Source organism: Lysobacter sp. CCNWLW3 (assembly GCF_036697405.1).
GTDB lineage: Bacteria > Pseudomonadota > Gammaproteobacteria > Xanthomonadales > Xanthomonadaceae > Lysobacter.
On sequence record NZ_JBAHWA010000003.1, the window covers coordinates 44,409 to 67,919 of the forward strand.

The following is a 23,511-nucleotide window of genomic DNA, read 5'->3' on the forward strand; positions in this document are numbered from 1 at the left end:
CGCAACGGCGCTTTTCAGGCGCGGTCCAAGCCTGCTGGCGCGATGCCGGGGTGCTTCAGATAAAGCGGCAAATCGGAACTCGCGTGATTCGTTGATGGGCATTGCTTCAGAAGCCTATGCGCTTCGGGAATCCTTTCGCCGACCGCTTCAGCCGTCTTTCGATTGGCGATCATTCCGCGGCAACCCCACTATCGTGGTCTGCCGCCTACATCTCCCAGTTCGCCTTCGACACGATGCGCCGCCCCTCCAGGGTCAACACCGCCTCGGTTGCGGTCATGACCAGCGTGAACGAGGGAATGCCGGGGGCTTCGTCGGTGGCGGTGTAGCGCAGCTTGAGACGCTTGCGCTGGGTATCGAATTCCTCGACGCGCACCCGCTGCCTGGGCACCACCTGCCCCTTATCGCCAGGCTGGTAGATGAAGACGCTTCCGATCACGGGGCGCTTGTCGTAGCCGATTTCCAGGTTCAGCGAGTACCCGTCACCGTCGAACAGCAGGGACGAGGTGGCATGCGCGAGCCGCGCGGGCGCGAAGGCCAGCACCAAGGTGACAAGCAGAGCGAGCAGCGACTTCATGGATGCGTTCCTTGCTTTCCGTGGGAAGGCCAATCCTAGCGCGCGACGGGCCCGTCCGCCCTGTGCGCCGCCAAAGAAAAAGGCCGGCGATGCCGGCCTTTCTCGTCGACGCTGCGAAACGCTTACGCGCCTTCGCGGCGCTGGCCGTTGCCCGAACCCGTGCGGCCGCCGCTGCGGTGCTGCGGACCGGCGTGGGCGTGGCGCGGGGCCGGCTTGCCGTGCGGACGGTGGGCCGGCTTGCGCGGGCCGTTGTTGCCGCCCGGGCGCTGACCGCCGGGGCGACGCGCGCCCGGAGCGTCGGAACCCATGCGGATCGGACGGCTCGGCTCGAAGCCTTCGACCGTGACCATCTGGATGTCGTCCTTGAGGATGCGCTGGATCTGGCGCAGCAGGCCGCCTTCGTCCGGCGACACCAGCGACAGGGCTTCGCCGGTCGCGCCGTTGCGGCCGGTGCGGCCGATGCGGTGCACGTAGTCCTCGGCCACCATCGGCAGGTCGAAGTTGATCACCAGCGGCAGGCTGGGGATGTCCAGACCGCGCGCGGCGACGTCGGTGGCGACCAGCACGCGGGCCTTATTGGCCTTGAAGTCGCGCAGGGCCTTCTGCCGCTGGGCCTGGCTCTTGTTGCCGTGGATGGCGACGGCCTTGAAGCCGGCGTCTTCCAGCTGTTCGGCCAGACGGTTGCAGCCGTGCTTGGTGCGGCCGAACACCAGCACCTGATCGGTGCTGCGCTCGGCCAGGATGCGCACCAGCAGATCGCGCTTGCGGCCGCCGTCGACCGGATGCGCCTTGTGGGCGATGGTGTCGGCGATGGTGTTGTTGGCCGCGACCTGGACCTGCTGCGGTTCGCGCATGAACTCCAGCGCGAGCTTCTTGATCTCGGCTTCGAACGTGGCCGAGAACAGCATGGTCTGGCGCTGCGGCGGCACGCGGCCGAGGATGCGCTTGATCGCGGGCAGGAAGCCCATGTCGAGCATGCGGTCGGCCTCGTCCAGCACCAGGATTTCGATCGCGTCGAGCTTGGCGGTGCCGCGCTCCATGTGATCGATCAGGCGGCCCGGGGTGGCGACCAGCACGTCGACGCCGCGACGCAGCATGTCGACCTGCGGGCCCATGCCGGCGCCGCCGTAGATCGAGCAGATGCTCAGGCGCAGATGCTTGGCGTAGCTGCGCAGGCTGTCGTTGACCTGCACCGCCAGTTCGCGGGTCGGCACCAGCACCAGCGCGCGCGGCTTGCGCGGGCCGTTGCTGCCGGTGAGCTTGGACAGGCGGTTCAGCAGCGGCAGGCCGAACGCGGCGGTCTTGCCGGTACCGGTCTGGGCGCCGCCCAGCAGGTCGTGCCCGGCCATGGCCAGCGGGATCGCTTCGGCCTGGATCGGGGTCGGGGTGTTGTAATTCTGCTCGACGAGCGCGCGCAGCAACGCGGGCGCAAGCCCGAGGGATTCAAACGTCATGTGGAACTCCAAGTACTAAGGATCCGCGGACCGGAGTCGCGGAGTCACTCGGAGCGTTCCCTAGAACCGCGCTGCGAGTAATCGAAATGACGGTGCCGGATGCTCCGGACCGTGTCGGCGCTACGAAAGACGTGCGGGATAAAGCCGATCGCCCAAGAGCATTGGACTCTTGCGATGCGGCGGGCAACCTGGGAAACGTACCCCTTGCGGGGAGGCAGCCGTGCGCTGAACAGGCGGCACTGTACGCGAAAGCGCCGGGCTGCGCCAGCTAAATTCTTGTCGGGATTAGGAAAACGCCCGGAGGCGACGGATCGGTTCGGACAAGCTCGAGCGCCGGTTCTGGCCCGGCCATTCGCGCCGCACCGGACGCGGCCGACGCCGGGAAGGGTCGTGACGGACGTTGCAGATGCGCCGCATAAACCCACGATGCAGCCGCTATAGGCACCCTTTCTACACTTTAAACACTCACTGAATGTGCTAATGGAGCGGCTAAGGGCCGCAGGACGCGGTCAACGGGCGATGCACCAGCGCCGCCCGCCTTGCTCCGATCTTCCCCCAATCGGTACCAGGAGGTGTTCATGGAAGTCGCGCCCGTCCGGCCGCATGCGCTCGCCCTAGCCATCGTCGCCGCCCTGCTCGCCCTGCCCCAGCCCGCCCGCGCGACCTGCACGCCCGCGCCCACCGCCGGCGACGATGTCATCACCTGCGACGGCAGCGCGCCCGATCCCACCGCCTCGCTGGTCCTGACCGGCGGCGGCAACGACCGCGTCACGGTGAACGGCGGCACCATCACCGGCGCGGTCAGCTTCGGCACCCGCAACGACGGCCTGAGCATCAGCGACGGCAGCATCGGCGGCCTGGTCGATCAGGGTTCCGGGCAGGACAGCTTCAGCATGACCGGCGGCACCATCCAGGCGCTGGACCAGGGCGCCGACCGCGACACCGCGGTGATCCGCGGCGGCCGCATCGTCGGCGCGTTCAACGAAGGCGACATCGTCGACATGAGCGGCGGCCGGATCGGTTCGGTCAATCTGCGCGTCGGCGACAACATCATGAACATGAGCGGCGGCGGCATCGACGGCGTGCTCAACGCCGAGCAAGGCAACGACCTGCTCAATCTCAGCGGCACGGCGACGATCGGCGGCAACGTCGATTTCGGCAACGGCAACAACACCCTCAACATCGCCGGCGGCAGCGTCGGCGGCAGCCTGCTCACCGGTGCCGGCACCGACGCGCTGAGCTGGGCCAACGCCGGCACCGTGGCCGGCAACATCTCGCTGGGCGCGGGCAACGACAGCGCGGCGCTGCGCAATCTGGCGGCGGCGACGATCGCCGAGGTCGATGCCTTCGACGGCGGCACCGGTTCGGACCGCTTGCTGTTCGCCAACGCGCAGGTCGCCGGCGTATCGCGGATCCGCAATTGGGAGACGCTGGATCTCGCCACGGGCACGCGCTTCGCGCTGGACGCCGACCTGAGCCTGGGCGATGCCGGCACCGGCGGCGGCGCGCTCAACATCGACGCCACCAGCAGCCTGCTGGTCAGCGGCGCGCGCGCGGTGCGGCCGTTCAGCGCGGGCCAGTTCGGCAACGTCAACAACGCCGGTTACATCGATCTGACCTCCGGCGGCGCGGTCGCCGGCGACAGCCTGACCGTGATCGGCAACTACGTCGGCAACGGCGGCCAGCTGCATCTGCAGACGGTGCTGGGCGCGGACGGCTCGGCCTCGGACAAGCTGGTGATCTCCAACGGTCTGGCCAGCGGCAGCACCTCGATGCTGGTCAGCAATCTCGGCGGCAGCGGCGCGCAGACCCTGGCCAACGGCATCCTGGTGGTGCAGGCCATCGCCGGCGCGCAGACCCAGGCCGGCGCCTTCAGCCTGGCCCAGCCGGTCGCGGCCGGCGCCTTCGAGTACCTGCTGTTCCGCGGCGGCGTCGATGCCGGCACCCAGGACAACTGGTACCTGCGCTCCTACTCGGTGGCGCCGCCTCCGCCGCCGCCCACTCCCCCGCCTCCGCCCGTGACGCCACCGCCGCCGCCGGAACCGCCGCCGGCACCGCCCGCACCGCCGGTGGTGCCGCCGCCTCCGCCGACCCCGCCCGCGCCGCCTCCGCCGGAGCCGCCGGCACCGCCGCCGCCCGCACCGCCGGCGCCGCAGGTCGGCGAGGAGCCGATCCCGCTGTATCGGCCGGAGACCGCGGTCTACAGCGCGCTGCCGGCGCTGGTGCGGATCAACGGCCTGGCCACGATCGGCACTTTGCACGAGCGCCAGGGCGAGCAGTCGCTGCTCGGTCACGGCGGCGGCTTCGACGCCGGCTGGCTGCGCGTGTACGGCGAAAGCACGCGCCAGCGCTGGGAAGGCGCGGCGCTGCCGCGCTTCGACGGCGACATCAGCGGCCTGCAACTGGGCCTGGACCTGTACGCGGGCGAACGCGACGGCGGCGGCAGCGACCGCATCGGCGTGTTCGTCGGCGCGGCCCGCAGCCGCGGCGACATCGACGGTTTCGCGATAGGGCGCATGCAGCGCGTCGGCCGCCTGGAACTCGACAGCCGCAGCCTGGGCCTGTACTGGACGCGCAGCGGCGAAGGCGGCCGCTATTTCGACGCGGTACTGCTGGGCTCGCGCCTGGACGGTAAGGCGCGTTCCAGCCGCGGCCTGGGCTCGGACGTCGACGGTTCGCAGTTCATCGCCTCGCTGGAAGGCGGCTGGCCGATCGCGCTGGGCGAGCGCCTGGTGCTGGAGCCGCAGGCGCAGCTGGTCTGGCAGCACAGCTCGCTGGACGACACCGCCGATGCGTTCTCCAGCGTGTCCTTCGACGCCGGCGACGGCCTCAGCGCGCGCATCGGCGCACGCCTGCACGGCGCCAACGCGGATGCGAGTTGGCGCCCCTACCTCAAGCTCAACCTGTGGAGCGAGCTCGGCGGCGACGACGACACCCGCTTCGGCGACGACCGCATCCGCACCGAAAGCCGCGCCGACGCGGTCGAGTTCGGCGCCGGCCTGGTCGGCCGGATTTCGCCCGCAGTCGGCCTGTATTTCGTCGCCGACTACACCCACGAGTTGTCCGGCGAGGAACACCGCAGCGTGCAGGGGCATGCAGGATTGCGCGTGGACTGGTAGAAAGGACCGGAGCCGCGCGCCCGACGGGCGCGCGGCGCGGCACCACCGGATCCACCGCAGCCTGGGGGCAGGCCATGGACAACCGCAGCCTAGCGACCACCGCCCGCACGCTGATCGCCAGCGTCTTCATCGTCATGGGCCTGTACCGCCTGCTCGACGCCTGGGGCGGCGCGGCGACGCCGACGGCGACCCTGGCGTTCAGCGCGGTCGAACTGGTGCTGGGCCTGCTGATCGCCAGCGGCTGGAAACTGCGCTGGACCGCCGGCCTGGCCGCGGCGCTGATGGCGGCCGACGCACTGATGTCGCACCCGTTCTGGAGCCTGGCCGGTGCCGAGCGCGGCGCCCAGCTGCTGCACTTCATGAAGAACGTCGGGATGATCGGCGGCCTGCTGTTGCTGATGGCCCATGCCGGCCACCCACCGCGACGCTGAGCGGCGCCGCGCGATGAGCGACGCCCCCGCACGCAGCCTGTTGCGCAACCGCAACGCGCACGAGCACGGCCGCGTGACCATGGTCGAGCTGTTCTTCGACCTGGTGTTCGTGTTCGCGGTCACCCAGCTGTCGCATACCCTGCTCGACCACCTGAGCCTGACCGGCGCGCTGCAGACCCTGCTGCTGTTCCTGGCGGTGTGGTGGGTGTGGATCTACACCTCCTGGTGCACCAACTGGTTGGACCCGGATACCGCGCCGGTGCGGCTGCTGCTGTTCGCCTTGATGCTGGGCGGGCTGCTGCTGTCGAGCTCGCTGCCGGAGGCGTTCGGCGAGCGCGGGCTGATGTTCGCCGCGGCCTACGCGACCATGCAGGTCGGGCGCACGCTATTCATGGTGGTCGTGCTGCGCGGCGTGCATCCGGGCTTGTTCCGCAATTTCCTGCGCATCGCGGTGTGGCTGATGGTGTCCGGCACGCTGTGGATCGCCGGCGGCCTGGCCGAAGGACAGGTGCGTTTCGGCTGGTGGGTGGGCGCGCTGCTGATCGAGTTCTTCGGGCCGATCGCGTTCTACTGGGTGCCCGGCCTGGGCCGCTCAAGCATCGGCGACTGGGACGTGGACGGCGGCCATCTGGCCGAACGCTGCGCGCTGTTCGTGATCATCGCCCTGGGCGAGTCGATCCTGGTCACCGGCGCGACCTTCGCCGGACTGCCGCTGGACGCCAGCCACGGCGCCGCGTTCGTGAGCGCCTTCGTCGGCAGCGTGGCGATGTGGTGGCTCTACTTCGACAGCGGCGCCGAACGCGCCAGCCATCGCATCGCGCATGCCGCCGATCCCGGCCGGCAGGCGCGCATGGCCTATACCTATCTGCATCTGCCGATCGTGGCCGGCATCATCGTCTGCGCGGTCGCCGACGAGATCGTGCTGATGCATCCGGGGCACGCCGACACCGCCGGCATCGCGGCGATCGTGGGCGGGCCGGCGCTGTACCTGCTCGGCAACGCCTTGTTCAAATGGACGACCAACGACCGCCGCGGCCCGCCGCTGTCCCATCTGGCCGGCCTGACCTTGCTGCTGGCACTGAGCTTGGCCGCGAAGCCCGCGCACCTGTCGGCTTTGGCGCTAGGCATCGCGACCACGGCGGTGCTGGCGCTGGTGGCGCTATGGGAGACGCTGGCCTTGAAGCGCGCAGCGGCGGCGCCTGCGCGCTGATCGCGCGCGCAGGCCCGCGGAAAGCGGAACTCAGGCTTCCAGGCTCATGCCCGGCCGCACCAGCACCGGCTTGACGCCGTAACGCTCGCCGATCTCTCCCGCCAGCGCCTCGCGCGCCTTGTCCTCGCCGTGCACCAGGGCCAGCGGCGGATGCCCGGCGATCGCGCCGTACCAGTCCATCAAGCCGCGTTGGTCGGTGTGCGCCGACAGGCCGCCGACGGTGTGGCGCTGCGCGTTGACGCGCACGTCGCGGCCGTGGATGCGCGCCCACTTGGCGCCGTCGACCAGGCGCCGGCCCAGGGTGCCCTCGGCCTGGTAACCGACGAATACGACCCGCGTTTCGCGCCGGTCCAGACGCTGCCGGAAGTGGTGCAGGATGCGGCCGGCGTTGGCCATGCCCGATCCGGCGATCACGATCGCGCCGCGCTCGATGCGGTTGATCGCCATCGAATCCTCAGCCGACTCGGTCAGGCGCAGGTTGGGCAGCCGGAAAGGACTGGGCTTGTCGCGCCAGACTTGCCGGGCATCCTCGTCGAACAGTTCGGTGTGGCGGTCGTAGACGCCGACCACCTTGGCCGCCATCGGGCTGTCGAGAAAGACCTGCCAGCGCCCCATCTGCCATTCGTCCCAATGCTTGGCGAACCAGTACAGCAACTCCTGGCTGCGCCCGACCGCGAAGGCCGGGATCAGCACATTGCCGCCGTCGCGCCAGGTCTCGTCGAGGATGCGTCCGAGTTCGCGGATGGTTTCGGCGCGGTCGCGGTGCAGGCGGTCGCCGTAGGTCGACTCCATCAGCACCAGGTCGGCGCTGTCGATGCGCGCCGGATCGCGCAGGATCGGCGTGCCCTTGGGGCCCAGGTCGCCGGAGAACACCAGCTTGCGGCCGTCGGCGTAAACCTCCACCGAAGCCGAGCCGAGGATGTGCCCGGCCTCGCGGAACGCGATCTCGACGCCGGGCAGGATCTGCGCGCGTTGGTCGTAGGGCAAGGGCCGCACTCGCGTCATCGCGGCTTCGACATCGGCCCGGGTGTACAGCGGCACCAGCTCCGGCTCGCCGCCGCGACGACGGCGGTTGCCGCGTTCGGCCTCGCTCTCGGCGATATGGGCCGCGTCCAGCAGCATGATCCGTATCAGATCGGCGGTGGCGGCCTGGGCGTGGATCTGGCCACGGAAGCCGCGCCGCACCAGCAAAGGCACGCGGCCGATGTGGTCGATATGCGCATGGCTGATCACCAGCGCGTCCAGCGCGGCCACGGCGAACGGAAACGGATCGGCGTTGCGGGCTTCGGCCTCGGGACTGCCCTGGATCATGCCGCAGTCCAGCAGCACGCGCTGTCCCGCGGCCTCGACCTCGTGCAGCGAACCGGTGACCTCGCCGGCGGCTCCGTGGAAATGGACGCGCATACCTAGTAGCTCCGGAAAGGTGAACTGGTCGCACCTTTGCGCAAAACGCCTCACCCTACAAGGGGTGCGCCTGGAACAAATCCGGATGCAATCTCCGAATAGACTGCCGCCCCGACTGGCGGGGCGGCGTCGTGTCAGGTAGCGCCGCAGCAGCTGCGGCGCAGGCGTCAGCTACCGACAACGCGGCAACAAGTACGCGAGGAACGCAGCGTCGCCGCGCCAGCCGAATTGTTCTGCGCCGAGCACACGCCGCCGGAGAAGAACACGAATGGCATCTGCCACGTCGACGACTGACAGTTGGTGGCAGTCTGCATCGGATGCGTGGAGGGGCACGCCGGAGCGACCGAGTTCGCGGTGGCGCCGGCGGCAACTGGCGTGTCGGTCGTGCCGCTGTCCACGCACTGGAGCAGCAGCGGACCCGGGTTGATGAAGTAGCCGACGATATCGCCGACGAGGTGGGTCTGGGCGGTGGTGTAAACGCTGAGTTCGTTGGCCGAGGCGCCCTGATCCAAAGCCACCGTGGAGAGGTTGCCGCGAACGTCGCCAGCGGCAAAGTTCAACGTGGCAGTGTCCGGCTGGGGACGGCCGAATGGCCACGTGATGAGATGGCCGGGGCCTGCAGGGAACACCACCGTGAAGTTGATCACCGCGGCGCCGAACGAGCCGGCCGCGCCGACACCGTTGCAGTTGCTCGCGTGACCGCCCTGGAAGCTGTAGTCGGATACCGCAGTCACGTCGAAGCTGCGCACGGTAAACGCCGGGATCGGGCCGCCAGCCAAACGGGTATCGAAAAGACGGCAGGGCGTGATCGGCACGAATACCAGATCGGTGGCCGCGTCGCCCAGCGCGGTGGGCTGGACATCGGCCTTGCTGACCAAGGTCTCTCCCGTCAGCGCGGCGTTCATCGCATCGAAACTGCGCGCATCGGCGGCAGCTTGCAGCGAATCCATCGGCGCCTTGGCGAAACTCTGACCCATCTCCTTGGACCAAGCGCCGATATCTGCGCGATAGGTCTCCTGCACGTATGGGCCCCACTTCTTCACGATCTGGTAGACCAGTTCGCCGCGCGCACCACGGCCGGCGGCGTCGGCGGTGCTCGATAGCACCGGAGCGAGGGCAAACAGCCCCGCGGCCAGGATCAACTTGTTCATGTGCGTTCCCTTTGGTTCGGTTTGCGGGCCGGGTCCCCCTTGGACTCGATCGCCGACACTCAAAAAGGACGAGAACCGGATTTAAAATAGGACATTAGTCACATTTTTTCGCGCATCCGCGCTTGTACGCGAGGTCGACGTAGTGGATTCCTTTCAGGCGACCGCGCGTTGCCGCAGGCCTGCAAACGGTTGCACAACCGAAGCAACCAGGGCCGCACTCGATTTTGTGGCTACGTTGCCAGCGCAGAGTCCGCGCGAAACAGGCGCGATTCGGCCGCACGCAAAACCGAACCGGAACCGGTCAGGGCTTGGGTTCGCACGTAGCCGGCATACGCGCTCATGTCGCTGACTGGGCGTCGCCGCTGCGCCCCGCCCGCTGCGAATAGATCGTCGGCGGCGTCGTGACGGGCACAGTCGGGGGTGCGATGCCCACAGCCGAGTAGTGTGTCGGAGCGATGGGCGACGTGCGTCCGCCGATCCCGACGCATGCACACCATCCGCGGCCCCTGAATACGCCTCCGCGGCAACGGCCGCGCCCATCCTGTCCTTCCGCGGCGCCCGCAACGCCGGGAGCCCGTCCTGCCCCTACCACCAGGGCGCCATGACCTTCGACACCCCCTCGCCGGCCCGAAGGGGTCTATTGTCCTGCCACGCCCCGAATGGGGCGGTATCCATGCCCTACTCCCAAACGCCGCCAGGCCGGAGCCCGTTGTGACCTTGAAGAAACCCCAAATCCTGCTGCTGACCCTCGCCATCACCACCGCGATGGTCGCCTGCACCAAGAAGGACGAGGCCGCGCCGGTTGCCGACGCCGCCAAGCCGACCGCCGACGCCGGCGCTGTGAAGATCGACGACAGCAAGCTGCCGGGCGTCAACCGCTTCCAGGTCAGCGACCTAGACACCACCAAGGACGCCTGCACCGACTTCGGCGGCTACGTCAACGGCAAGTGGCTGGCCGCCAACGCCATTCCGGGCGACCGCACCTCCTGGGGCGCGTTCGAAATGCTCGACGAGCGCTCCACCGCGGTGCAGAAGCAGCTCGCCGAGAAGGCCGCCGAACTGCCCAACGCCACCGGCGTGGACAAGATCGTCGGCGACTTCTACGCCAGCGGCATGGACGCGGCCAAGATCAACTCGCAGGGCATCAACCCGATCAAGGGCGAGCTCGACGCGATCGCCAAGCTCGAGAACAAGGACCAGATCGCCGACTACCTGCGCGCCAGCGCCGCCAAGGGCCAGAACGTGCTGTTCGGTTTCGGCGCCGAGGCCGACTTCAAGGATTCCAAGAACAACATCGCCTACGCCTCGCAGGGCGGCCTGGGCCTGCCGGACCCGACCTACTACACCTCGCCGGAGAAGAAGGACAAGCTGGCCGCGTACGAGACCCACGTCTCCAACGTCCTGCAGCTCAGCGGCGTGGCCGCCGCAGACGCCGCCAAGCAGGCCAAGGACGTGATCGCGTTCGAAACCCGCCTGGCCAAGGTCTCCAAGACCAGCGAGCAGCTCTCGCGCGACGCCGAGTTGTACTACAACCCGGTCAGCCCGGCCGACGCGGACAAGCTGGCGCCGAACTTCCCCTGGACCAAGTTCATCGAGTCGCAGGGCGTGGCCGTGCCGAAGATGTTCTCGCTGGCGATGCCTGACTTCCACAAGGAAGTCAGCAAGATGCTCGCCGACGTGCCGGCCGCGCAATGGCAGAGCTACCTGCGCTTCCACACCGTCGATAGCGCCTCGCCCTACCTGTCGGACGACTTCGTCAAGGAGAACTTCGAGTTCTATCGCAAGACCCTGCGCGGCCAGACCGAGCTGAAGGAACGCAGCAAGCGCGTGCTCGACACCATCGAAGAGCAGGCCGGCGAAGCCCTGGGCCAGATGTACGTCAAGGTCGCGTTCTCGCCCGAGTCCAAGACGCGCATGGAAGCCCTGGTCAAGAACCTCAGCGAGGCCCTCAAGGCCCGCATCGAGAAGCTGGACTGGATGAGCCCGGAAACCAAGAAGAAGGCGATGGAGAAGTGGGCCGCCTTCACGCCCAAGATCGGCTACCCCGACAAGTGGCGCGATTGGGCCGGCCTGCAGACCAGCCGCGACAGCTACTTCGCCAACGTGATGGCCGCCAACGAGTTCAACTACAAGTGGAACCTGGGCAAGATCGGCAAGCCGGTCGATCGCACCGAGTGGGGCATGCCGCCGCAGATGGTCAACGCCTACTACAACCCGCTGCAGAACGAGATCGTGTTCCCGGCCGCGATCCTGCAGCCGCCGTTCTTCGATCCGAACGCCGACGACGCCACCAACTACGGCGGCATCGGCGCGGTCATCGGCCACGAAATGACCCACGGCTACGACGACCAGGGCAGCCGCTTCGGCGCGACCGGCAACTTCGAGAACTGGTGGCAGCCGGCCGACGCCAAGGGCTTCGGCGGCCGCACCGACAAGCTGATCGCGCAGTTCAACGGCTACGAGGCCGCGCCGGGCGCCAAGGTCAACGGCAAGCTGACCCTGGGCGAGAACATCGCCGACCTGGGCGGCCTGGCCACGGCCTACGACGCGATGGTCAAGGCCACCGCCGGCCAGCCCGACCCCAAGACCGACGGCCTGACCCGCGACCAGCGCTTCTTCCTCAACTGGGGCACCGTGTGGCGCCGCAACTTCAAGCCCGAAGAGCTGAAGGTGCGCCTGGCCACCGACCCGCACGCGCCGGCCAACTTCCGCGCGATCGGCGCACCGTCGAACCTGCCGGCCTTCGCCGCGGCGTTCTCGTGCAAGCCGGGCCAGCCGATGGTGCGCGAAGGCGACAAGCAAGTCGTGATCTGGTGAAACCCGGCGCCGCCGGCCAGGCGGCGCCGTCAAGCGTTACTTGCCCTCGTCGGCAGGCGCGAAGGCCCGGGTTTCCCGGGCCTTCGCTTTTGGGGGCCGCCGAAGCCGAACCGGCGGCCGCCATCTTCCGCAACCGCGAAACCCGTTCATGGGCAAGCGCCGGTCGCTTGTTAAACTGGCCCGATCACCAGGACGGAATCCGCGATGACGACCCTACGCCCGCTTAGCTGCGCCCTCGCCCTCAGCCTGATCGCCAGCCTGGCCCTGCCCACCGCCGACGCCGCCAAGAAGAAGCGCGCCCCCGCCAAGCCCAAGGCCGCCGCCGTCGCCACCGCCTGCACCGACTTCTACGCCAACGCCGACTGGCTGCGCGGCAATGCCCTGCCCTCCGGCACCGCCTCGGTCTCGGCCCTGGAGCAGCTGGACGCGCGCACCCGCCAGCAGACCCTGGACCTGCTCAACGGCGCCATGACCGCGCCGCAGGGCAACGTGCAGAAGCTGCTGGGCGACTTCTGGGCCAGCGGCCTGGACGAGGCCGCGGTCGAGCGCGACGGCGCCCAGCCGATCGCCCCGCTGCTGTCGCGCATCGCCGCGATCAAGAAGGCCAAGGACATCCCGGCCTCGATCGCCGCCCTGCACCAGGTCGGCATCCCGGTCGCGTTCAACTTCGCCGCCGACGTCGACCTGCAGGACCTCAACCGCCACATCGGCTACTTCGGCCAGGGCGGCCTGGGCCTGCCCGACCCGGCCTACTACACCCGCAGCGACACCGAGACCCGCCAGCTGCTGGGCCACTACAACAACTACGTGCAGAAGATCCTGGCCCTGACCGGCACGCCGCAGGCGCAGCTGGCGGCCGAATCGCAGCTGGTGATCGACCTGGAGACCCGCATCGCGCGCGCCTCGCAGTCGCTGCCGGAGCTGCGCCAGCTGCGCAACCACTACGCCCCCGTGCAGGTGTCGGCGCTGGCCAAGACCTACAAGCGCCTGCAACTGGCCGAGTTCCTCAAGGCCCAGGGCGTCAAGGACGACAGCGTCTCGATCGGCAACGCCAAGCTGTTCGCCGAACTAGACAACCTGGTCGGCACCCTCAAGCCCGAGCAGTGGAAGGTCTATCTGCGCTGGCGCGTGGGCGACTCGATGGCGCCTTACCTGGCCAAGCCCTTCCGCGACGCCCAGTACGACTTCCACGGCCGTATCCTGCGCGGCAGCGCGCCGCCCTCGCGCCAGCAGGCCGTGCTCAACGCGATGAACCTCGCCGCCGGCCCGATGATCGGGCGCGAATACGCGGCCAAGTACCTGCCCGCAGCCACCGACAAGCGCGCCGAGGAAATCGCCTCGCAGGTGCTGGCGACCCTGGGCAAGGCGATCGACGCCGACACCCGTTTCAGCGAATCGGCCAAGGCCGAGGCGCGCGCCAAGCTGGCCAAGCTCAAGATCGAAGTCGGCACCCCGCACCGCGACCTCGACTACTCGGTGCAGCCGATGGGCCGCGGCAGCTTCGGCAGCAACATGCTGATCGCCTCCACCTGGCGTCATCGCGAAGAGATGAAGCGCATCGGCCGCGGCAACGCCGACCGCCGCTGGGACGTGCTGCCGCAGGACCCCGCCCTGGCCTACGACATCGCCCAGAACCGCCTGATCGTCACCGCCGCGGTGCTGCAGGCGCCGGTGCTGGACATGAGCAAGGACGCAGCCTCGCAGTACGGCTCGTTCGGCGCCCTGGTCGGACACGAACTCAGCCACGGCTTCGACAGCCGCGGCCGACTGGTCAACGCCAAGCAGGAAATCGGCGACTGGTGGACCCCCACCGAAACCGCGGCCTGGGAAGCGCTGGGCAAGCGCGTCGCCGCCCAGTACGGCGCTTACGAATACCCCGGCCTCAAGGGCGTGAAGGTCAACGGTCAGCAGACCCGCGACGAGAACATCGCCGATATCGCCGGCGTCGAACTGGCCTGGAAGACCTTCCGCGCCGAAGTGCCGAGCCCGGCCAAGGACGCCGACCAGGCCTTCTACCGCGCCTGGGCCGGGCTGTGGGCGCAGCAGGCCAGCACCGAGGCCTACACCCAGCGCGCGGCCACCAGCGTGCATGCGCCGGGCCAGTGGCGCACCAACGGCCCCTTGTTCAACCAGCCCAGTTTCGGCGAGGCCTACACTTGCAAGCCCGGCCAGCCCATGCAGGCCAAGCCGGAACAGCGGATCACGATCTTCCCCTGATCGGCCGCAAGCGCAGGCATAAAAAACGGCGCGGATTCCGCGCCGTTTTTGTTTGGCCGGGCGTCGTCTCGACGCTTAGCGCACCAGGCGCGGCCGCGGCGGTTTCGGCCGCCCGAACGGCGGTTGCCCGCGCCAGTAGCGGATCAGCAACCAGCCGAACAGCATGCCGCCCAGGTGGGCGAAATGGGCCACGCCGGGTTGCTGCCCGGTGATGCCCAGCAACAGTTCGACCACGCCGTAGATGATCACCAGCGTGCGCGCCTTCATCGGGATCGGCGGGATCAGCAGCATCACGCGCTGGTTCGGGAACAGCAGGCCGTAGGCGAGCAACAAACCGAAGATGCCGCCGGACGCGCCCAGCGTCGGATAGGCCTCGCCGCCCTGCGACATGCTCCAGAAACCGACCGCGAGCTGGCACAGCGCCGCGCCGACCACGCATACCAGGTAATAGCTCAGATAGCGGCGCGGCCCCCACACGTGCTCGATCTGCGCGCCGAACATCAGCAGGGTGAGCATGTTGAACAACAGATGGGCGAAACCGCCGTGCAGGAAGGCGTAGGTCAGCACCTGCCAAGGCATGAAGCCGTAGCCGGCGTAGGGGCCGGCCTCGGCGCCGGGCGGCCACAGCATCAGAGGGTAGAACGTCGCGTCGCTGAGCGTGAGTTGCAACAGGAACATCAGGCCGTTGGCGATCAACAGGCCCTTGGTGACAGGCGGCAGATTGGAGAACATCGGTACTCCCGGGGGATGCGGCTATGGTAGCCGTTGCGCGCGCGCGTCGTCTTGAACGCCGCGCGCGCGACTGCGCCGGTTCAGTCCGGCGGCCCCCAGATTTGGGCATCCAGCGTCGCGGCGGCGCGAACGCCGATCACCCGCCCGGCTTCCACCCGCAGGCCTTCGGCGCGCAGGCGCCGGCATTGCTCGCGGTAGCCCCTGGAGCCTTCCGGCAGGGCGATCCGGCCGTCGGAGCGCAGCACGCGGTGCCAGGGCAGCTTGGGGTCCTCGTTCTGGCTGAGCAGGCGCGCGACCAGGCGCGCGCGCCCGGGCAGGCCGGCACGGCGGGCGACTTCGCCATAGCCGGCGACTTCGCCCTTGGGGATGGCGGCGATCGCGGCGAGGATGCGTTGGGCGGCGACCTCGGAGTCCATGGGGGTTAGCATAGAGCGTGTCATGCCCTTTGCAGCACTTTCCCGCAGCCCAGGCAGCCGGATAAAACACCGCAAAGGGCACGACACGCGCTATCAGGCCGTACGAACAAAGAAGCCCGCAGGGAGCAGACCCATGAAATTCGAACAAATCCGCAAGCACCTTACCCAGTCCGGCTTCCACCTCACCCTGCACGACGAGGGGGTGCTGTGCATCGAGCTGTCCCTGGAACAGGGCACGCGCCATCAGGCGATCTTCCTGTCCGAGCTGGAGGACGACGACCAGCGTCCGTTCCTGCGCGTGAGCACCGCGGTCGCGCCGACCACCGGCCTGGACGCGCGCCGCGCCCTGATCTTCAATTGGCAAAGCCACGTCGGCTACCTGGCCATCGGCGACCTCGACGGCGTGCCCTACCTGCAGCTGTGCGAGAACCGCCCGCTGGAGGGCCTGGCCGCATCCGAGATCGACCGCCTGGTGCTGGAGATCGGCGGCCTGGGCGACCGCATGGAGCGCATGCTGTCGGCGGACGGCGACCTGCTCTAAGCATCCTACGGGCTGCGTAAACGCGTCCGCCTTGGGTGGGAGCGGCGTGAGCCGCGATCGCGCCGGCCGGCGCGGTAGCGCAATCGCGGCTCACGCCGCTCCCACACGAAGCGACAATCACGAAGCCACAAACACCCCACAAAAAAGCCCGCATCGCTGCGGGCTTTTTCGTGGAACTCGGGCCGTGGCTCAGGCCCAGCCCAGCGCCTCGATCAGGCGCCACAAGCCGTAGGCGATGCCGCCGGCGGCCGGGATGGTCAGGATCCACGCCCACACGATGCGTTCGATCACGCCCAGCTTGAGCTTGCGCGGATTCTTGGCGAAGCCCACGCCCATGATCGCGGTGGAGATGCTGTGGGTGGTGGACACCGGCATGCCGAAGTGCGCCGCGGTCACCAGGATGGTCGCCGACGCGGTTTCCGCCGCGAAGCCGTCGATGGTCTGCAGTTTCACCATCTTGTGGCCCAGGGTCTTGATGATGCGCCAGCCGCCGGCGGCGGTGCCCGCGGCCATCACCAGGGCGCAGGTCGCGATCACCCAGGTGTCGATGTCGTCCTTGCCGCCGTCGGGGTGCAGGAAGGACAGCCACGCCGGCAGGTCGTTGAGGATGCCCGAGGACTGCGCGCCGAAGATCGACAGGGCGATGATGCCCATGGTCTTCTGCGCATCCTGGCGGCCGTGGGCGAAGCCCATGTAGGCCGCCGACACGAACTGGGCCTTGCCGAAGAAAGCGTTGACCCAACGCGGCTTGGCCATCTTCGCCAGCGGGCCTCCGGCCTTCATCATCGCCGCGATGATCAGGTACAACAGGGTGATGATGCCCACGCCCAGCAGGAAGCCCGCCAGCGGCGAGGTGATCATCGGCACCACGACCTTCCACAGCAGGCCCTTGTTGCTGGTCCAGTCGGCGTCGCCGGCCTTCGACCAGATCAGCGCGGTCCAGTTGTTGTGCGAGGCCGCCAGCGCCGCGCCGCACAGGCCGCCGATCAGCGCATGCGAGGACGAGGACGGCAGGCCGCGCCACCAGGTGATCAGGTTCCAGATGATCGCGCCCAGCAGGGTGCAGATCAGCACCTGCGAGGTCATGGCGACCACGTCGGTGTCGACCAGGCCCGAGGCGATGGTCTTGGCGACCGCGGTGCCCATGAACGCGCCGATCAGGTTGGTGCTGGCGGCCAGCATGATCGCCTGACCGGGCGTCAGCACCTTGGTCGCCACCACCGTGGCGATGGAGTTGGCGGTGTCGTGGAATCCGTTGATGAACTCGAACACGAGCGCAGCCAGGATCACGACCAGGACCAGAGTCAGCATCACGAGGAGAGCCTCAGCTGTTCTTCAGCACGATCTGGTAGGCCACCACGCCGGCTTCGCGGCAGCGGTCGATGGCCTTTTCCAGAATCTCGAAGAACTCCTTGAGCAGGAACATCTGCAGGTTGTCCAGGCGGCCGGAATAGATGTCGCGGTACAGCTCCAGCATCAGGCGGTCGGCTTCGTTCTCCAGCGAGCGCAGCTTCTCGTTGAGCTCGGTCATGCGATCGATGTTCATCTTCTGCAGGTCGTGGACCATTTCCACCACCACCGCGGCGGCCTGCTCCAGCATCGCCGCGCGCGGCGCGAAGTCGATGCCGTCCAGGTGCTGGATGGCCAGCGAGTAGCGGTCGGCGAACTTCTCGACCTGCTTGGGGATCTTGTACAGGGCCGAGCCCAGCGACTCGATGTCCTCGCGCTCGATCGGGGTGATGAAGCTGTCGACCAGGGCGTGGCTGATCTTGTCCGAGGTCGCGCGCTCGCGCTGGCGGGCCAGCTTGAAAGCGTCCAGGGCCGGCTGACGATCGGCGGCCTTCATCATGGCGTGCAGTGCCTTGGTGCTGTCGTAGGCGGCCTGGGCGGCCTCGTCGAGCAGGGTGTAGAACTGCTGGCCGGAGCCGAAGATGGTCTGCAGCGAGAACATGCGTGAAAGCCTCTGAATGCCGGCCGCGACCGGCCCGGGGTGGTTGTGCGGGCGCGATTATGACGGTTTGGTGGCAAACGCGCCCGTCTTTCGCGCCGTCGTCGGCCCCGGACCCGGCGAAAACCGCCCCGGCCGCCCCCCTCACCCGCCGCTCACGCGGCCGGCGGGGCGGCGCCTGTTAAGATCGGGGCCGCGCATCCCCCGCCCACCCTGCACTATGGACGACGACCCAACATCGCCCGCCCGCGCTTCCGCGGCCTTCCTGCCCGGCCCCCGGCGCACCGCTCACGCCCCCGGCATCCCCGCCACTGACCCCTCGATGGAGCAGCCCGCATGCTCGAGCTGCTGATCGTCGCCGCCTTGATCGTGCTCAACGCGTTCTTCGCCTTGTCGGAGATGTCGTTGATGACCTCGCGCAAGCTGCGCCTGAAACAGATGGCGGAGACCAGCCGCGGCGCGCGCATGGCGCTGGCGCTGGCCGAGCATCCGGACAACCTGCTGTCGACCGTGCAGATCGGCATCACCGGCATCGGCGTGCTGACCGGCTATTTCGGCGGCGAGTCGATCGGCCTGGTCATCACCGGCTGGCTCGGTCACCTGCTGAGCGGCGACTTCTCGCAATACGCGCGTCCGATCGGCATCGGCACCGCGATGGCGCTGATCACCGCCGCCCAGGTCATCTTCGGCGAGCTGATCCCCAAGCGCCTGGCCCTGACCAATCCCGAGCGCATCGCCAGCGCGGTCGCGATCCCGCTGTACGGTCTGTCGCGCGGCGCCCGGCCGGCGGTCATGACGCTGGGCGCGATCAACCGCCTGGTCCTGCGCATCCTGGGCATCAAGGACGACGCCCGCAGCGAGATCAGCGAAGAGGAAATCCGCCTGCTGGTGACCGAAAGCCACGAGCAGGGCGTGATCGACGCCGACGAACGCAAGATGATGAACCGCGTGCTCAGCCTGGGCGACCGCACCGCCGAAAGCCTGATGACGCCGCGCACCCGCATCGCCTGGCTGGATGCCAACTCCAGCTTCGCCGAGAACCTGGCGACCATGCGCGAGAACGCCTATTCGCGTTACCCGGTCTACCGCGACAACGACAGCGACGTGCTCGGCGTGCTGGAGGTGAAGTCGCTGCTGGACCGCCTCGACCAGACCGCGCCCGACCTGTTCCCGGACCTGCGCCCGCCGCTGTTCGTGTCCGAATCCACCCACGCCCTGAAGCTGCTGGAGATCTTCCGCGAGGAGCAGCAGTCGCTGGCGCTGGTGGTGGACGAATACGGCGACGTCGCCGGCCTGGTCACGGTCAACGACCTGATGGGCGCGGTGATCGGCCGCTTCCAAACTTCACGGAACCAGACCAACGAGACCGACGACGACGCCGCGCCGGTGGTCCAGCGTTCCGACGGCTCCTACCTGCTCGACGGTTCGCTGGCGCTGGAGGACCTGCGCGAACTGGTCGGCGGCGGCCGCCTGCCGGACGAGGACGAGCACGACTTCCATACCGCCGCCGGCATGGTGATCGCCCACTTCGGCCGCATCCCGCACGTCGGCGAGCATTTCGATTGGAGCGTGTGGCGGATCGAAGTGGTCGACCTGGACGGGCCCCGCATCGACAAGCTGTTGCTGCAACGCATCGCCGCGCAACGCGAGGATGCCCAAGAGCCGGTGGCCGATGACGCCTCCGGCTGACCGCAAGCCCGCGGCGCAGGAAGCCGGCACGCGCGCGCTGCTCGACGACTTCGCTTCCGGCGACCCCGCCGAGGTGCTGCGCCTGGGCGACGTGCTGGCCGGCCTGGGCAACCGCTCCTTCGGCATGCTGCTATTCGTCTCGACCATCCCGGCCTTCATTCCGATCCCGGGCGTGGGCGGCGCGGTCAGCGGCCCGCTGGTGATCCTGATCGGCCTGCAGTTGCTGATCGGGCTGCGCAAGCCCTGGCTGCCGGGTTTCCTGGCCCGGCGCGGACCGCACCGGCAGGCGATGGCGCGCTTCCGCAACCTGCTCTCGCCCTGGCTGGCGCGGCTGGAGCGGCTGGTCCGCCCGCGCGCGACCGGACTGCTCGATCACCGCCTCGCCAACGCCTTCACCGGCCTGTTGCTGGTGCTGCTGGGCGTGCTGCTGTCGCTGCCGATCCCGTTCACCAACTTCCTGTTCGGCGGCCTGTTGCTGCTGTACGCGCTGGCGCTGCTGGAACGCGACGGCCGCCTGATGGCGGTGGCCTGGGGCACGGGCGCGATCGCGGTGGCGATCTTCGGCGTGCTCTCGGGCAGCCTGGCGACGCTGATCGGCGGCTGGATCGATCGCTTGCAGTGAGGCTGCGAGGTCGGGCTTCCGGGTAGGAGCGGCGTAAGCCGCGACCGTGACCCCGTAGGAGTTGCGTGGTCGCGGCTCACGCCGCTCCTGCACCAAGCCCAGCGATACGCGATCAACCCAACAGGGTCAGGAACTCTTCCGCGCCCACCGGGTGGCCCAGCCAATAGCCCTGGGCGAGATCGCAGCCGCGTTCGCGCAGCACCGCGTACTGGCCTTCCTTTTCCACGCCCTCGGCGACCACGGTGATGCCCAGCGAATGCGCCATGGCGATGATCGCGGTGGTCAGGGCCAGGTCGTCGGGGTCGCGCAGCACGTCGGCGATGAAGCTGCGGTCGATCTTGACGCCGTCCACCGGCACCCGGCGCAGATGGCTGAGGCCGGAGAAGCCGGTGCCGAAATCGTCCAGCCACACCTTCACGCCGGTCGAGCGCAGCCGCGCGAGCAGGCTGCTGGCGTGGATTTCGTCGCCGATCACCGCGGTCTCGGTCAGCTCCAGATGCAGGCGCTGCGCCGGCAGGCCGGTTTCGTGCAGGCAGGCCGCGACCACGTTGGGCAGGTCGCCGCTGCGCAGCTGGCGCGGCGAGACGTTGACCGACACGAACAGCGGTTCCGCGCCCGGACGCACGTGCTGCCAGCGCACCGCGTCCTGGCAGGCCGCGCGCAGGACCTGCGGGCCCAGGGTTTCGATCAGGCCGCTCTGTTCGGCCACGTCGATGAACACCGACGGCGCGACCAGGCCCTGCTCGGGATGGCGCCAGCGCAGCAGCGCTTCGGCGCCGACCATGGCGCCGTCGCCGAGTCGGTACACCGGCTGGTAGACCAGGCTGAGCTCGCCGCGGTCCCAGGCGCCGCGCAGCTCGTGCTCCAGGTGCACGCGGCGCTCCACCGCCTGGTCCATGGCGCGGCTGTAGAAGCGATAGCAGTTCTTGCCCGCGACCTTGGCCTGGTACATGGCGATGTCGCCGTTCTTCATCAGCGAGGTCGCGCCGGATGCGTCCTCGGGGAACAGGGTCACGCCGATCGAGGTGCCCAGGAATACCTGGCGGTCGTGGACCACGATGGGCTGGCCGAGCTCGGCCACCAGCACGTCGGCCAAGTGGCTGGCGCGCGCGCGCACCCCGCCGTCCAGGTCGTCGCCGTCCTGCACCAGGATCACGAACTCGTCGCCGCCGAAGCGCGCCAGCAGCGCATCCTCGCCGCCCAGGCGGGTCACGGTCTCCTGGATGCGGTTGGCGAACTGCAGCAGCACGTCGTCGCCGGCGTCGTGGCCCAGGGTGTCGTTGACGCGCTTGAAGTCGTCGATGTCGGCGAACAGCAGGCCCAGTTGGCGCCCGGCGCCGCGCAGCTGCAGCAGGCGCTGGTCCAGGGTCTCGCGGAACGCCAGGCGGTTGGCCAGGCCGGTCAGCGCGTCGGTGTAGGCCATGCGCCGGATGTCGCGGTCGTGGCGGGCCAGGCTCTGGCTCATGCGCCCGAACGCGCGCATCAGGTCGCCGACCTCGTCGTGGCGATTGCTGGCCGGGGTGCTGGTGTCGAAATGGCCGGCCTCGATTTCCATCGACGCATCGGCGAGTTGACGGATCGGCTGGACCAGGAAGCGCTGGATCAGATAGATCATCAGCGCGCCCAGCGCGAGCAGGCCGGCCGCGAGCAGGCCGATCCAGATCATGTGCTGCTGGGCCAGGGCGTCCAGGCGCCCGCGCAGGCTGCCCAGGGCCTGGTCCTGGAACTGGTGCACGGTCTTGAGGTCGTAGCCCACGCGCACGCCGCCCAGGCGCTCGGCGCCGATCATGATCGGCGCCGACACGTCCATCACCGTGTCGCTGGACTGGGTGTGCAGCTTGCGCGCGGCGATCACCTCGAACGCCATCGGATCGTCCATGCGCTTGCCGTAGCTCGGAATCTCCTCGCTGCCGTCGTGGACGATGTTGCCGTCGTTGTCGTAGACCAGGACGTAGCTGATGCCCGGGTTGCGCAAGGTCGCGCGGCTGAGCACGCCGACCGCGTCCAGATCGAAGTAGTACAGGGGGTTGGCCAGCGATTCGGCCAGCTGCGCGACCATGCCCTCGCTGTGGCGCTTGAGGTTGTCGGCGATCATGCCGCTCATGGCCTCGCGGCTGACCCCCACCACCTCGCCCTGCATGCGCTCCTGGCGATTGAGCAGCAGCACGATCAGGGCCAGCACGACCAGCAGGGCGATGGCCATCATCGCCAGGAACTTGGCCTGCAAGCCGAAGCGCAGCTTCATTCGACCTCCGACCGGACCTGGGCGACGCCGTTGCCGATGCGCTGCAGGGCTTGGGCCGATGCCGGGTCGATCGGCATGAAGCGGGTGGTCTTGAAGAAGCGCAGCAGGGCCTCGCCGGCGTCCGGGTCGCCGGCCGCGTCCAGCAGGACCTCGCGCAGGCGCGCCTCGACGCGCGGATCGATGTCGCCGCGCACTACCTCGACCGCGCGCGGATAGTCGCCGGTGCGGCCGATCTCGGTCATGTCGCGGCGGAACGCGGGCGGCATCCGGCGCGGGTTGTCCCAGTCCAGATTGCTCATGACCCCGACATCGACCAGGCGCTTGTGCACCCAGGTCGAGATATTGAGCTCCGAGCGCGCGAACAGATAACCGACCTCGCCGTGTTCGATGCGGTCGGTCGGCGAGAGCAGGATTTCCAGGCTCAGGCCGCGGTCCAGCAGTTCGGCGACCGGAACGAAATAAGCGCTGGTCGAGGACGGGCGCTGGAAGGCCACGCTGTGCCCGCGCAGGTCGTCCAGCGAGCGCAGGCCGCTGTCGCGGCGGGCGAAGAACACGCTGTGGTAGTGGCTGGTGCCGTCGCGCTCGGTCAGCAGCAGCGGCTTGGCGTCGGCGCGTTGCTTGAGCAGCATCGCGGTGCCGGCGGTCTCGGTGACCCAGTCGACCCGGCCGCGGCGCAGGTAGCTGGCCATCTGCTGGGAGTCCTTGGCCATCAGGATCCGGCCCTCGCGGATGCCGACGCCGGCCATGCGCGGGACCACGTAGTCCAGCAGCGGCTTGAGTTGTTCGTAGTGGGCCTTGGGGTCGTCGCTGATCCGGCCCAGCACCAGCACGCCGCGGGCGTCGCTGTCGGCCGATTGCGCGGGAACCGGCACCGACAGTCCCGCGACCGCCAACGCGAGCCCGAGCAGGACAGCGATGCAACGCGCGCTAGCGATCAAGAA

18 protein-coding genes are annotated in these 23,511 nt (G+C 68.8%); 8 read left to right on the plus strand and 10 right to left on the minus strand.

Annotated elements, in window-relative coordinates; translation table 11 throughout:
• Nucleotides 1-205: 205 nt before the first annotated feature.
• A complete protein-coding gene (locus V1318_RS07595) occupies nt 206-574 on the minus strand; it encodes a hypothetical protein (RefSeq protein ID WP_332939053.1) in 369 nt (122 codons plus the stop codon).
• Between the two features lie 122 nt (nt 575-696).
• Complete coding sequence (locus V1318_RS07600; RefSeq protein WP_332939054.1) at nt 697-2,028, minus strand: DEAD/DEAH box helicase; 1,332 nt, start codon at nt 2,026-2,028, stop codon at nt 697-699.
• Nucleotides 2,029-2,606: 578 nt separating this feature from the next.
• Between V1318_RS07600 and V1318_RS07605 the strand changes: the two genes are divergently transcribed.
• From V1318_RS07605 to V1318_RS07615, 3 genes are all read left to right on the plus strand, one after another.
• The gene (locus V1318_RS07605; protein WP_332939055.1) at nt 2,607-5,147 is read left to right on the plus strand and encodes an autotransporter domain-containing protein; all 2,541 of its coding nucleotides are present in this window, start codon (nt 2,607-2,609) and stop codon (nt 5,145-5,147) included.
• A gap of 74 nt (nt 5,148-5,221) precedes the next feature.
• Nucleotides 5,222-5,578 (plus strand): hypothetical protein, encoded by a 357-nt coding sequence (locus V1318_RS07610; protein WP_332939056.1) that lies wholly within the window; start codon nt 5,222-5,224, stop codon nt 5,576-5,578.
• A 13-nt stretch (nt 5,579-5,591) separates the two neighbouring features.
• Nucleotides 5,592-6,788, plus strand: a complete 1,197-nt coding sequence (locus V1318_RS07615; protein WP_332939057.1) for a low temperature requirement protein A — start codon at nt 5,592-5,594, stop codon at nt 6,786-6,788.
• 30 nt (nt 6,789-6,818) lie between these two features.
• Here V1318_RS07615 and V1318_RS07620 read toward each other — a convergent pair whose 3' ends face one another.
• Nucleotides 6,819-8,192 (minus strand): MBL fold metallo-hydrolase, encoded by a 1,374-nt coding sequence (locus tag V1318_RS07620; RefSeq protein WP_332939058.1) that lies wholly within the window; start codon nt 8,190-8,192, stop codon nt 6,819-6,821.
• A 167-nt stretch (nt 8,193-8,359) separates the two neighbouring features.
• Nucleotides 8,360-9,343 (minus strand): hypothetical protein, encoded by a 984-nt coding sequence (locus tag V1318_RS07625; protein ID WP_332939059.1) that lies wholly within the window; start codon nt 9,341-9,343, stop codon nt 8,360-8,362.
• Nucleotides 9,344-10,078: 735 nt separating this feature from the next.
• On the opposite strand from V1318_RS07625, the gene V1318_RS07630 reads away from it, so the two are divergent.
• Nucleotides 10,079-12,160 carry a M13-type metalloendopeptidase gene (locus V1318_RS07630; protein WP_332939287.1) on the plus strand — a complete coding sequence of 694 codons (2,082 nt, stop codon included), beginning with the start codon at nt 10,079-10,081 and terminating at the stop codon, nt 12,158-12,160.
• Between the two features lie 204 nt (nt 12,161-12,364).
• The gene (locus tag V1318_RS07635) at nt 12,365-14,377 is read left to right on the plus strand and encodes a M13 family metallopeptidase (protein WP_332939060.1); all 2,013 of its coding nucleotides are present in this window, start codon (nt 12,365-12,367) and stop codon (nt 14,375-14,377) included.
• Nucleotides 14,378-14,452: 75 nt separating this feature from the next.
• Here the strand turns inward: V1318_RS07635 and V1318_RS07640 are convergent, their stop codons facing one another.
• Nucleotides 14,453-15,109, minus strand: a complete 657-nt coding sequence (locus tag V1318_RS07640; protein ID WP_332939061.1) for a rhomboid family intramembrane serine protease — start codon at nt 15,107-15,109, stop codon at nt 14,453-14,455.
• An 80-nt stretch (nt 15,110-15,189) separates the two neighbouring features.
• Nucleotides 15,190-15,537 (minus strand): MGMT family protein, encoded by a 348-nt coding sequence (locus V1318_RS07645; RefSeq protein WP_332939062.1) that lies wholly within the window; start codon nt 15,535-15,537, stop codon nt 15,190-15,192.
• A gap of 121 nt (nt 15,538-15,658) precedes the next feature.
• Here V1318_RS07645 and V1318_RS07650 point away from each other — a divergent pair, with 121 nt between their 5' ends.
• Nucleotides 15,659-16,066: a hypothetical protein gene (locus V1318_RS07650; protein WP_332939063.1), complete on the plus strand. Its 408-nt coding sequence runs from the start codon at nt 15,659-15,661 to the stop codon at nt 16,064-16,066.
• A gap of 189 nt (nt 16,067-16,255) precedes the next feature.
• On the opposite strand, the gene V1318_RS07655 is transcribed toward V1318_RS07650, so the two are convergent.
• Nucleotides 16,256-17,377 (minus strand): inorganic phosphate transporter, encoded by a 1,122-nt coding sequence (locus V1318_RS07655; RefSeq protein ID WP_332939064.1) that lies wholly within the window; start codon nt 17,375-17,377, stop codon nt 16,256-16,258.
• A 13-nt stretch (nt 17,378-17,390) separates the two neighbouring features.
• On the minus strand, nt 17,391-18,017 hold the full coding sequence (locus tag V1318_RS07660; protein WP_056181884.1) for a DUF47 family protein: 627 nt from the start codon (nt 18,015-18,017) through the stop codon (nt 17,391-17,393).
• 333 nt (nt 18,018-18,350) lie between these two features.
• Here V1318_RS07660 and V1318_RS07665 point away from each other — a divergent pair, with 333 nt between their 5' ends.
• Together V1318_RS07665 and V1318_RS07670 are read left to right on the plus strand one after the other, a co-directional pair.
• Nucleotides 18,351-19,703 carry a hemolysin family protein gene (locus tag V1318_RS07665; RefSeq protein ID WP_332939065.1) on the plus strand — a complete coding sequence of 451 codons (1,353 nt, stop codon included), beginning with the start codon at nt 18,351-18,353 and terminating at the stop codon, nt 19,701-19,703.
• Entirely contained in the window at nt 19,687-20,325 is a 639-nt protein-coding gene (locus V1318_RS07670) for an exopolysaccharide biosynthesis protein (protein WP_332939066.1), read from the plus strand. Before V1318_RS07665 ends, V1318_RS07670 begins: the two co-directional genes overlap by 17 nt.
• A gap of 112 nt (nt 20,326-20,437) precedes the next feature.
• Here the strand turns inward: V1318_RS07670 and V1318_RS07675 are convergent, their stop codons facing one another.
• Nucleotides 20,438-22,570 carry an EAL domain-containing protein gene (locus V1318_RS07675; RefSeq protein WP_332939067.1) on the minus strand — a complete coding sequence of 711 codons (2,133 nt, stop codon included), beginning with the start codon at nt 22,568-22,570 and terminating at the stop codon, nt 20,438-20,440.
• Entirely contained in the window at nt 22,567-23,505 is a 939-nt protein-coding gene (locus V1318_RS07680; RefSeq protein ID WP_332939288.1) for a phosphate/phosphite/phosphonate ABC transporter substrate-binding protein, read from the minus strand. The genes V1318_RS07675 and V1318_RS07680 overlap by 4 nt, the downstream gene beginning before the upstream one ends.
• Between the last annotated feature and the right edge of the window lie 6 nt (nt 23,506-23,511).